General features: G+C 71.8%; 10 protein-coding genes. 4 read left to right on the top strand and 6 right to left on the bottom strand.

Going from position 1 to position 10,682, the window contains the following annotated elements:
* Nucleotides 1–100 precede the first annotated feature (100 nt).
* Together AC3XYG_RS39280 and nhaA are read left to right on the top strand one after the other, a co-directional pair.
* Nucleotides 101–1,105: a hypothetical protein gene (locus tag AC3XYG_RS39280; protein ID WP_489145346.1), complete on the top strand. Its 1,005-nt coding sequence runs from the start codon at nucleotides 101–103 to the stop codon at nucleotides 1,103–1,105.
* A gap of 256 nt (nucleotides 1,106–1,361) precedes the next feature.
* Nucleotides 1,362–2,594: a Na+/H+ antiporter NhaA gene (gene nhaA, locus AC3XYG_RS39275; RefSeq protein WP_489145345.1), complete on the top strand. Its 1,233-nt coding sequence runs from the start codon at nucleotides 1,362–1,364 to the stop codon at nucleotides 2,592–2,594.
* Here nhaA and AC3XYG_RS39270 read toward each other — a convergent pair.
* From AC3XYG_RS39270 to AC3XYG_RS39250, 5 genes are all read right to left on the bottom strand, one after another.
* Nucleotides 2,548–3,459: a lipid kinase gene (locus tag AC3XYG_RS39270; RefSeq protein ID WP_489145344.1), complete on the bottom strand. Its 912-nt coding sequence runs from the start codon at nucleotides 3,457–3,459 to the stop codon at nucleotides 2,548–2,550. The two genes, nhaA and AC3XYG_RS39270, sit on opposite strands and share 47 nt — an antisense overlap.
* Nucleotides 3,456–3,875, bottom strand: a complete 420-nt coding sequence (gene cueR, locus AC3XYG_RS39265) for a Cu(I)-responsive transcriptional regulator (protein WP_489145343.1) — start codon at nucleotides 3,873–3,875, stop codon at nucleotides 3,456–3,458. The genes AC3XYG_RS39270 and cueR overlap by 4 nt, the downstream gene beginning before the upstream one ends.
* A 103-nt stretch (nucleotides 3,876–3,978) precedes the next feature.
* Nucleotides 3,979–6,159, bottom strand: a complete 2,181-nt coding sequence (locus AC3XYG_RS39260; RefSeq protein ID WP_489145342.1) for a heavy metal translocating P-type ATPase — start codon at nucleotides 6,157–6,159, stop codon at nucleotides 3,979–3,981.
* An 82-nt stretch (nucleotides 6,160–6,241) separates the two neighbouring features.
* Nucleotides 6,242–7,747 (bottom strand): L-asparagine permease, encoded by a 1,506-nt coding sequence (ansP, locus tag AC3XYG_RS39255; RefSeq protein ID WP_489145341.1) that lies wholly within the window; start codon nucleotides 7,745–7,747, stop codon nucleotides 6,242–6,244.
* A 150-nt stretch (nucleotides 7,748–7,897) separates the two neighbouring features.
* Nucleotides 7,898–8,761 carry a LysR substrate-binding domain-containing protein gene (locus tag AC3XYG_RS39250; RefSeq protein ID WP_489145340.1) on the bottom strand — a complete coding sequence of 288 codons (864 nt, stop codon included), beginning with the start codon at nucleotides 8,759–8,761 and terminating at the stop codon, nucleotides 7,898–7,900.
* Nucleotides 8,762–8,864: 103 nt separating this feature from the next.
* Here AC3XYG_RS39250 and AC3XYG_RS39245 point away from each other — a divergent pair, with 103 nt between their 5' ends.
* Both AC3XYG_RS39245 and AC3XYG_RS39240 read left to right on the top strand, forming a co-directional pair.
* Nucleotides 8,865–9,761: a PhzF family phenazine biosynthesis protein gene (locus AC3XYG_RS39245; protein WP_489145339.1), complete on the top strand. Its 897-nt coding sequence runs from the start codon at nucleotides 8,865–8,867 to the stop codon at nucleotides 9,759–9,761.
* Between the two features lie 23 nt (nucleotides 9,762–9,784).
* Nucleotides 9,785–10,174 carry a RidA family protein gene (locus tag AC3XYG_RS39240; protein ID WP_489145338.1) on the top strand — a complete coding sequence of 130 codons (390 nt, stop codon included), beginning with the start codon at nucleotides 9,785–9,787 and terminating at the stop codon, nucleotides 10,172–10,174.
* Between the two features lie 49 nt (nucleotides 10,175–10,223).
* On the opposite strand, the gene AC3XYG_RS39235 is transcribed toward AC3XYG_RS39240, so the two are convergent.
* Nucleotides 10,224–10,682 (bottom strand): ActR/PrrA/RegA family redox response regulator transcription factor (locus tag AC3XYG_RS39235; RefSeq protein WP_489145337.1); only part of this gene is annotated, 459 nt, incomplete at its 5' end.

The following is a 10,682-nucleotide window of genomic DNA, read 5'->3' as shown; positions in this document are numbered from 1 at the left end:
TCGCGTCCCCCGACTCGAGGCCGGGGTCGCGATGACGGCGACGGGCGGTGGGGCAGTATTATCCCTCGACTCATTGTTCCCTTTATGTTCTCATCAAGAGATGACACACACAGCCGCCATCCCCGAGCCACCCACCGCCCTTCCGGCGGCGGAGGGGCTTGCCCGGGACGCGGCGATGCTGACCGACGCCGCCGCCCTGGCCCTGGGCCTGGCCCAGGAACTCACGGTCCTGGCCGTCGCCGTCGGCAAATCCGGCCCTCCGGAGAAGGCGGCCGCCAATCTCGCCGCGGCCGTGACCGCGGCCAGGCAGGTCGAGCGCCTCCTGCTTGCCATGCGCCGCTGCCTCGCCCTGAAGGACCTGCTCTGCCAGCAGCACCGGGAGGACGGGCGACAGGCCGAAGACCGCCGTGACCGGCGGCGGACGGAGATCGGCGAGCGGCGGCGTGCCGTCGTCCAGGGTGTCACCCGCGCCATCGCGGCCCGGAAGCCCGAGGCATCCGACGCTCCCGACAAGGATCCGCGCGAACGGCTGACCAGCGACCTGTATGACCGGGTGCTGGTGGACGAGCGGCTCCTCGCCGACCTGGCCGACACCGCGCTGCCGATCGAAGCGCTGATCCAGGGCCTGTGCCGCGACCTGGGCCTCGCCGCCACCTGGATCGATACCGTCAGGGGCACACCCGGAGAGACGGCGGCGAAGGTCACCGCCTGGCAGAGCCAATTTACGCTCGGTCGCTATCGCCCGATGCCGCCAGCCGATATCGGCCGGCCCGAGGGCGAGTTCCATTCGCTCAACACCGACACCGGCGAGATCTTCGACGCGGATGGCGGGCTGTTCCGGACATTGGCGGACCCGCCGGCGCCAGCAGAGTCGCCGCCGCCCGAATCCCCACCGCCTGATCCCGGCCCCGGCGACACCGGACCGCCTGATGCCACCACGCCGCCGGCGGCGCCCGACCCGGCCCCGCCGCCCGGGCCGCTCCCGCGCGAGCTGACCCTGGCGGAGCGGGCCGAAGCCGACCGACAACGGCGCCGCGAGGCCCTGGAACGGGCATATGCGGAGAATGCCCGCGCCGACGCCTGGCGCCGCGCCCAGCAGACCTAGCCCTGCGTTGCCTCTCCCGCCTGCGGGAGAGGTCGGAGGCGCTTGCGCCTCCGGGGAGCTTGCGCCCCTGGGGTGAGGGCTCTTTCCCACCGCCGGTGCCGACCCCTCACCCGGTCTCGCTGCGCGAGCCCGACCTCTCCCCGCGCAGCGGGGAGAGGTCACGCAAGGAGAACTCGCACCCCCGATTCCGGTTGAGCCCGCCGGTCCGATCGCCCACCTTGTCGGCCTGGATCCACCGCTGCCCGGACAGGAGCCGATGACGGACCCCGTGACAACCTGGCTGGCGCGCAAGCCGATCTCGGCGATCCGCTCCTTCCTCGAGATCGAGGCGGCCGGCGGCATCATCCTGATGCTGGTCGCGGTCCTGGCCCTGATCGCCGCCAACTCGCCGCTGGCCGGCGCCTATGAGCGGCTGCTGGCGCTGCCGATCGGCCTGCACATCGGCGATTTCGGGCTCGAGAAGACGCTGCTGCACTGGGTCAATGACGGGCTGATGGCGGTGTTCTTCCTGCTGGTCGGGCTGGAGATCAAGCGCGAGATCCTGCAGGGCGAGCTGTCGTCGCGCGAGACGCTGATCCTGCCCGCCGCCGCCGCGATCGGCGGCGTGGTCATGCCGGCGCTGATCTATGCCGTCATCAACATCGAGGACCCCGCGGCGCTGCGCGGCTGGGCGATTCCGGCCGCGACCGACATCGCCTTCGCGCTCGGCGTGCTGTCGCTGCTCGGCAGCCGGGTGCCGGTGTCGCTGAAGATCTTCCTGACCGCGCTGGCGATCATCGACGACGTCGCCGCCGTCGTGATCATCGCCATCTTCTACACCGGCGACATCTCGCTGCCGGCGCTGGCCTGGGCGGCGGGCGGGCTGGCCGTGCTGTGCGTCTTCAACTGGCTGCGGGTGCAGGCGGTCTGGGCCTATCTCGTGGTCGGCGCCGTGGTCTGGCTGTTCGTGCTGAAATCCGGCCTGCACGCTACCCTGGCCGGGGTGCTGCTGGCGTTCCTGGTGCCGCTCGACCGCACCGCGGAGGATGAGGACGAGCCGCCGCTGCTGCGGCTGGAGCACAGCCTGCACGACGTCGTCGCCTTCCTGGTGGTGCCGCTGTTCGGCTTCGCCAATGCCGGCGTCTCCTTCGCCGCGGCCAGCCTGTCGACCTTCCTCGAGCCGGTGCCGCTCGGCATCGCCGCCGGGCTGGTGCTGGGCAAGTCGCTCGGCGTCGGCGTCACCGCCTGGGCCGCCATCCGCCTCGGCTTCGCCAGGGTGCCGGCCGGGGCGACCACCGCCCATCTCGCCGGCGTCGCCGTGCTGGCCGGCATCGGCTTCACCATGAGCCTGTTCATCGGCGCCCTGGCCTTCGACGACCCGGCGCTGCAGGCGGCGACCAAGATGGGCGTGCTGGCCGGGTCGGTGATCGCGGCGTTGCTGGGCAGCGCCCTGCTGCTGGCGGTCAGCCGGAAGCGGCCGCGGCCCGGGCCGGAAACGGCGGCGGATTGACCGGCGCGGCATAGACCCGGATCGCCTTGGGCAGCACCCGGAAGCGGGCCGGGGTCTGGGTCGTCACCTCGCCATCGGTGTTGACGTCGCGCGGCCGGCGGGTGCGGACCAGGACCTCCTTGCAGCGGAAGGCGTTGACCTCGTCCCAGCGGCCATGCCGGCCGGCGCGGAAGGACGGATACATCGCGGCCAGCCACATCCAGTGGTCGACCTCGATCGAATAGACGTCGAGCATGCCGTCATCCGGCGCCGCATCCTCGGCGATGGTCATGCCGCCGCCGTAGAAGCGGCCATTGCCGACCGCGATCTGGATGGTCTTGCCCCGCATCACCCGGCCGTCGACCACGATCTCGGCCGAGAAGCGCTCCAGCCGCCGCGCCAGCCGCAGCGCCGCCAGGGCATAGCCGAAGCGGCCCCAGCGCTTCTTGGTGGTGCCGTCCAGCGACTTGGCCAGCTCGACGCTCATGCCCAGGCTGGCGACGTTGAAGAACGGGCGGACGTTGACCTCGCCCAGGTCGATGCGGCGCAGCCGGCCGTCGACGATGATCTGCGCCGCGGCGACCGGGTCGGCCGGCAGCTCCAGCGTCCGGGCCAGGTCGTGGGCGGTGCCCAGCGGCAGGATGCCGAGCGGCAGCCCGGTCTCCCGCAACGCCGAGGCGGCGTGGTTCAGCGTGCCGTCGCCGCCGCCGACGATGACGCAGTCGACCGCGGCGGCATGGCGCCGGATCAGCGTGTCGACATCCTCATGCAGCGGCCGCACCGGCTCGACTCCGCCTTCGGTCAGGGTCTTGATCACGGCATCGAGGCCGGTTCCGGCCCGGCTGGCCTTGGGGTTGACGAGAAACAGCGCCCGGCGTGCGATCATCGCATCGCGGCAATCGCCGCACGGGGGGCCGGCGCGCCGGCCAGCTCGTCGATGATCGGGCAGTCCGGGTCATGGTCGCCGGGGCATTGGTGGACCAGCTTGCCCAGGCTCTCGCGCAGCGCTTCCAGCTCGCGGATCTTCTCGTCGATCTCGACGATGCGGGTGGAGGCCAGGTGCTTCACCGTGGACGAACAGCGCGTCGGGTCCTCGTACAGCGTCAGCAGCGACCGGCACTGTTCGATGGTGAAGCCGAATTCACGCGACCGGCGCAGGAAGCGCAGGACCTCCAGCGCATGCGCGCCGTAGTCGCGGTAGTTGTTGTCGCGCCGGTCCGGCCGGACCAGCCCGATCTCCTCGTAGTACCGGATCGTCTTCGCCGGCAGGCCCGAATGGTGGGCTGCTTCGCCGATGTTCATGGCCCTCGTCTCCCTCGCCGCAGCAGTGGACCAAATCCGACGGCCCCTGCGCAAGCTCCGATGCGATCCAGACGCGATCGCGTTCTGTCACACACACGATCCGTCAGACCCGGGGCCGCCACCGCCGCAGCAGCAGGGCGTTGCCGACGACACTGATGCTGCTCAGCGCCATCGCCGCACCGGCCAGGGCCGGGTTCAGCAGCCCGAACGCCGCCAGCGGCAGGCCGACGACGTTGTAGGCAAAGGCCCAGAACAGATTCTGCCGCACCTTGTTCCAGGTCGCCCGGCTGATCGCCAGCGCATCGGCCACCAGCCGCGGGTCCGGCCGCATCAGCGTGATCGCCGCCGCCGCCATCGCCACGTCGGTGCCGCCGCCCATGGCGATGCCCAGATCGGCCTCGGCCAGGGCCGGGGCGTCGTTGATGCCGTCGCCGACCATCGCCACCCGGGCGCCGCCGGCGCGCAGCCGGGCGATGGTGGCGACCTTGTCCTCCGGCCGCACCGGCGCCTCGACCTCGGTGATGCCGATCCGGGCGGCGACGCTGTCGGCCACGGCGCGGGCGTCGCCGCTCAGCATCCGGGTGCGGATGCCGGCGGCGGTCAGCCCGGCCACCGCCTCGGCCGCGCCTGGCTTCAGCGGGTCGGCGACGGCGATGGCGCCGCGAACTTCCCCGGCCACCGCCACCAGCATGACGGTGCGGCCGGCGGCCTCGCGGTCGGCGATCATCCGGGCCAGCACCTCGGGCAGGGCGGCGCCGGCCTCCTGCATCAGCGCGGCGTTGCCGATGGCCACGGCCTGGCCGTCGACGCTGCCGGTCACGCCACGGCCCGGGCGGGCGGTGATACCGGAAGCGGTGGGAACCGCCAGATTGCGCCGCGCGGCCTCGGCCTCGACGGCGCGGGCCAGCGGGTGCTCGCTGCCGCCCTGCACTGCGGCGGCCAGGGCCAGCAGCGCATCCTCGTCGCCCGCGGGGGCGACGATGTCGGTCACATCAGGCCGGCCCTCGGTCAGGGTGCCGGTCTTGTCGAACACCACGGTGTCGATTTTGGGCGCCCGCTCGATCGTCTCGATGTCGCGGATCAGGATGCCGGCGCGGGCGGCGGCGCCGGTGCCGGTGACGATCGCGGCCGGCGTGGCCAGGCCCATGGCGCAGGGGCAGGCGATCACCAGCACCGCCACCGCGGCGCCCAGCGCCTGGTCGATGCTGCCGCCCGCCAGCAGCCAGCCGGCGAAGGTGGCGATGGCGATGGCCAGCACGATCGGCACGAACACGGCGCTGACCCGGTCGACCAGCTTCTGGATCGGCGCCTTGCCGGACTGCGCCGCCTCGACCAGCCGGACGATGCGGGCGATGGTCGAATCCTCGCCCACCGCCGTCGCCGCCAGGGTCAGGGCGCCGGTGCCGTTCAGCGCGCCGGCGGCGACCGTGTCGCCCGGGCGTTTGGGGACGGGCAGGCTCTCGCCGGTCACCAGCGATTCGTCGACCTCGCTCTCGCCGCTCTCGACCGTGGCGTCGACCGGCAGGCGCTCGCCGGGGCGGACCAGGATGCGGTCGCCGGGGCGCAGCTCGTCCACCGGCCGTTCGACGGGGCCGTCCGCGGTCAGCACCCGCGCCGTCTCCGGCCGCAGCGCCATCAGCGCCCGCAGGGCGGAGCTGGCGCCGCGCTTGGCCCGCGCCTCCAGCCGCTTGCCCAGCAGCACCAGCGTGATCACCACGGCCGAGGCTTCGAAATACAGCAGGCCCATCGCCATGTCGCCATGCAGCGCCACCTGCACCGCGCTGAAGCCCCAGGCGGCGCTGGTGCCCAGCGCGACCAGCACATCCATGCCGGGGCTGCGGTGGCGCAGCGAGGCCCAGGCGCCGCGGTAGAAGCGGGCGCCGGCCCAGAATTGCACGGGGGTGGCCAGCACCAGCTCGGCCCAGGGAGTCAGGTGCCAGGGCAGGCCCAGTGCCATCGCCGCCATGTTCAGCACCAGCGGCAGGGTCAGCAGCAGGGCCGCGGCCAGCGTCGCAGTCTCGATCCACGCCTTGGGGTCGGCCGTCGGCTCGCTGCCGGCGGTAACCTGGGGCCGCACGTCGTAGCCGGCGTCGCGCACCGCCTCGGCCAGCGCCGCGCGGTCCGGCCCGTCCGGGGCGACGGAGATGTCGGCCCGCTCCAGCGCCAGGTTGACGTTGGCCGCCACCACGCCGGGGGTGCGGCTCAGGGCGCGTTCGACACGGCCGGCGCAGGCGGCGCAGGTCATGCCGGTGATGTCCAGTCGGAGTGCGGATGTGGTGCTCATGACGGGGAGATGGGGCTTCCAGGTGCTGGAAGGTCAAGACCCCATCCGAACCCCTGTCATGCAGCAGGCGCGGTTCCCGCTTTTACGGCAGGTCTTCGCCGTCCTCGAACACCCGCCGGGTCAGGATGACGGAGGGGATGGTCGGCTTCAGCGCCCGGACCTTGTCGCGGGCCAGCCACCAGCCGACGGCCAGCACGATGGCGATCAGCGGCAGCGACGAGATGGTCAGCGTGCCGACGGGATAGTCGAACGCCATCAGCACCAGGACGCCGAACAGGAAGGCCAGGGTGACCCAGGTGCTGGCCGGGGCGGCCGGCATGCGGAACGTCGCCCGCTCGGCCTCTCCCCGCGCCACGGCCCGGCGCAGCATCAGCTGGCACACCAGGATGAAGGCCCAGGTGCTGACGATGCCGAGCGAGGCGATGTTCAGCACGATCTCGAACACCTGCGACGGCACGAGATAGTTCAGCACCACGCCGATGCAGTAGATCGCGACCGTCACCAGGATGCCGCCATAGGGCACCTTGTTGGAGTTCATCTTGCCGACGAATTCCGGCGCCGACCCGCCCATCGACATCGCCCGCAGCACCCGGCCGGTGGAGTACAGGCCGGAGTTCAGGCTGGACAGGGCCGCGGTCAGCACCACGATGTTCATGATGGTGCCGATGCCCGGCACGCCCAGTGCGGTAAAGAAGGTGACGAACGGGCTCTCGCCGGCCTTGTAGGCGGTCCAGGGCAGCAGCAGAACCAAGAGGACGACCGAGCCGACATAGAATAGCGCGATGCGCCAGATCACGCTGTTGATCGCCCGCGGCAGGATCTTGCGGGCGTCCTCGGTCTCGCCGGCGGCGGTGCCGATCAGCTCGATCCCGGCATAGGCGAAGACCACCCCCTGGACGATGATGACGGCGGGCAAGAGGCCGTGCGGGAAGATGCCGCCATTGGCGGACACCAGCTGCAGCCCTGTGGCATGGCCGGCGACCTCGTGGCCGCTGCCCAGGATGACGATGCCGATGATCAGGAACAGCACCAGCGCCGCCACCTTGACCAGCGAGAACCAGAACTCCATCTCGCCGAACCACTTCACCCCGACCAGGTTCATCACCGTGATCAGGCCGATCGCGACCAGCGCGAACATCCATTGCGGCACGTCGGAGAACATCGCCCAGTACTGCATGTACAGGGCCGCGGCGGTGGTATCGACGATGCCGGTCATCGCCCAGTTCAGGAAGAACATCCAGCCGGCGACGAAGGCGGCGCGCTCGCCCAGGAACTCGCGGGTGTAGGACACGAAGCTGCCGGAGGTCGGGCGGTGCATCACCAGCTCGCCCAGCGCCCGCAGGATCAGGAAGGAGAAGAAGCCGCAGACGAGGTAGACCAGTGCCAAAGCGGGGCCTGCGATCTGCAGCCGGCCGCCGGCGCCAAGGAACAGCCCGGTGCCGATGGCGCCGCCGATGGCAATCATCTGTACCTGCCGGGACTTCAGGCCCTTATGGTAGCCCTCCTCATGGGATTCGAGCCAGGCCTTCTTGGCGGCATGGGGGTCGGAACTCGCGGCGGATGCCCGGGGTGCGATCGAGTCGGTCACCTTGTCTTCCGCTCCTTCTTGATTGTTCCGCGGTGGACCCGGGAATTCTGGAACGCTAGGCCGCAACGGAAGCCATCGTCAACGCGTCTGCCGGGAATTTCTGTCGGATGTATGTCGACAATCTTGGGGGCGATTTGAAACGAATGCCGGCTATATCGAGTCGGCGATCCAGCGGCGAAAGCGGGCCACCTGGGGGCGGCGCCAGCGGGCGGGGGTCGAGACCAGCCAATAGCCCAGCCCGGCATCGATGCTGCCCATGAAGGGCCGGACCAGGCGGCCGGCCTGCAGCGCCTCCGCCACCAGCAGCGGCCAGGCCAGGCACAGCCCATGGCCGGCCAGCGCCGCCTCGACCGCCAGCGACGCGTCGGGGAAGCGCCGGCGCGGATGGCCGGTGAAGTCGCCCGGGCCGCCGGACGCCGCCCAGGCATTCCAGCCGAACAGGCTCAGCTCGTCCTCGATCAGCGGCACCGTGCCGGCCCGGGCCGGGTCCTGCAGCTCGGCCGCGATGGCCGGGGTGCAGACCGGGAACAGCGGCTGCGGCGTCGCCAGCTCGGCCCGCAGGCCGGGCCAGCGGCCGCGGCCGAAGCGGATGCCGAGGTCGACATCCTCGCGGTCGAACTCGACCAGCCGGCTGGTGGTCACCAGCCGCACCTCCAGCTCGGGGTGACGGGCGGCCAGTCCGACCAGCCGCGGCACCAGCCAGCGGGCGGCGAAGGCCAGGCCGCAGGTCACGGTGACGCTGCTGCGGTCCTGCGCCGTGGTCTCCGCCACCGCAACGGCGATGCGCTGGAAGGCGTCGGCCAGCGCCGGCAGCAGCCGGCGTCCGGCGGGGGTCGGCACCAGCCCGCGGTCGCCGCGGTCGAACAGGGCGACGCCGAGCTGCGCCTCCAGCCCGCGCAGCCGGTGGCTGACCGCGCTCGGCGTCACGCCCAGTGCCTCGGCGGCGCGGGACAGGGAGCCGAGGCGCCCGACGGCCTCGGCCGCCTGCAGCGCGTTCAAGGAGGGCAGGGCCATTTGAGATTATCTCAACAGGGCTGGAGGAGATCTCGCTTGGGTCACGGTGCACCGGAGGGGATCATGGGGCCGAACGATGAAGCAAGCTCAATCGGACCAGCCCATGATCCCCCCTCGCCAGTTCGTGGCCTTCCATCTGGTCGACGTCTTCGCCGACGATCCCCTGTCCGGCAACCCGCTGGCGCTGGTGCCGGATGCGGATGCGCTGGACGATGCGGCGATGCGCCGGATCGCCCGCGAGTTCAACCAGTCCGAGACGACCTTCCTGCTGGCGCCGACGATGGCCGGCGCGGCGGCCCGGCTGCGCTCCTTCACCCCGACCGGGGCGGAGGTCTCGGGCGCCGGGCACAACGCCCTCGGCGCCTGGTGGTGGCTGGCGGAATCGGGGCGGCTCGGGGCGCTCGGCGACGGGCTGGCGCTGGGCCAGGAACTCGGCGGCCGGGTGCTGCCGGTGGCGGTGTCGGCCCGGGCCGGCGTGCTGCACGGCATCGGCCTGACCCAGGGCGAGCCCCGAGCCCTGGCGGAGCATCCCGACCTGCCGGCGCTGGCGGTGGCGCTGGGCCTCGGCGCCGGCGACCTGCTGCCCGGCGCGCGGGTGGTCTCGACCGGGGCGGCGCATCTGCTGGTGCAGGCCCGCGACCGGGCCGCGGTGGCGGCGGCCCAGCCCGATGCGGCCCGGCTGCTGGCGGCGCTCGGCGCCGTCTCGGCGCAGGGCTGCTACCTCTATAGCCTCGATGCGATCGACCCGGCGGCCGCGGCGCATGCCCGCTTCTTCAACCCGACGGTCGGCATATCAGAGGATCCGGCGACCGGCAGCGCCGCCGGCCCGCTGGCCTGGCACCTCGCCACGCGCGGCCTGGTGCCGGCGGCCGGCGAGATCACGATCGAACAGGGCCATGCCGTGGGCCGGCCCAGCCGGCTCGCGGTCCGCATCGGCCCCGGCGGAGTCGAACTGTATGGCCGCTGCGTCACCGTCGCCGACGGCACGCTGCGGCTTTGATGAACTGGAAAGGAACGGAAGACATGATCGGAGAGCGCATCTTCACCGGCTCGCCTTACGAGGATAAGGCCGCCTATGCCCGCGCCGTGGTGGTCGATGGCTGGGTCCTCGTCTCCGGCACCACCGGCTTCGACGCGGAGGCCTTCACATTCCCGGAGGATGTCGAAAGCCAGTGCGAGAACTGCTTCCGCAACATCGCCTGGGCGCTCGGCCAGGCCGGGGCCAGCCTCGACGACCTCGTGCGCGTGGTGATCTACGTCACCAGCCAGGCGGAGTTCGAGCGGATCCTGCCGATCATCCGCAAGCATTGCGACGCGGCGCGGCCGGCCAACACCACGGTCTTCGCCCAGCTGGTGCAGCCGCATATGCGGGTCGAGATCGAAGCAACGGCCCGCCTGCCCAAGGCAGGCTGACCAAGTGGCCGCAGACCGGGCCCGCCGGGCCCGGTCTTTGCCATTCGCGTCAGGCCCGCGGGGCGTGCTTGTTCAGGATGCGCTGCAGGGTGCGGCGATGCATCTTCAGGCGGCGCGCGGTTTCCGAGACGTTGCGGTCGCACTGTTCGAACACGCGCTGGATGTGTTCCCACCGCACCCGGTCGGCCGACATCGGGTTCTCCGGCGGCGGCGGCAGGCTCTCACCGGGGTTCAGCAGCGCCGCCTCGATCTGGTCGGCATCGGTCGGCTTGGCCAGGTAGTCGACGGCACCGGCCTTCACCGCGGCGACCGCCGTGGCGATGTTGCCGTAGCCGGTCAGCATGATCACCCGGCTGTCCGGCCGGGCCTCATGCAGCACGGGCACGATGTCCAGGCCGTTGCCGTCGCCCAGCCGCAGGTCCAGCACCGCGAAGGCGGGGGCGACGCGGCGGGCCAGGTCGATGCCGGTGGCCAGGCCGTCGGCGGTCACCACCTCGAAGCCGCGCTT

The sequence above is a fragment of the Inquilinus sp. genome (assembly GCF_057815775.1).
The sequence above is the reverse complement of the archived record's forward strand: the minus strand, read 5'-3'. Positions and strand labels throughout refer to the sequence as shown.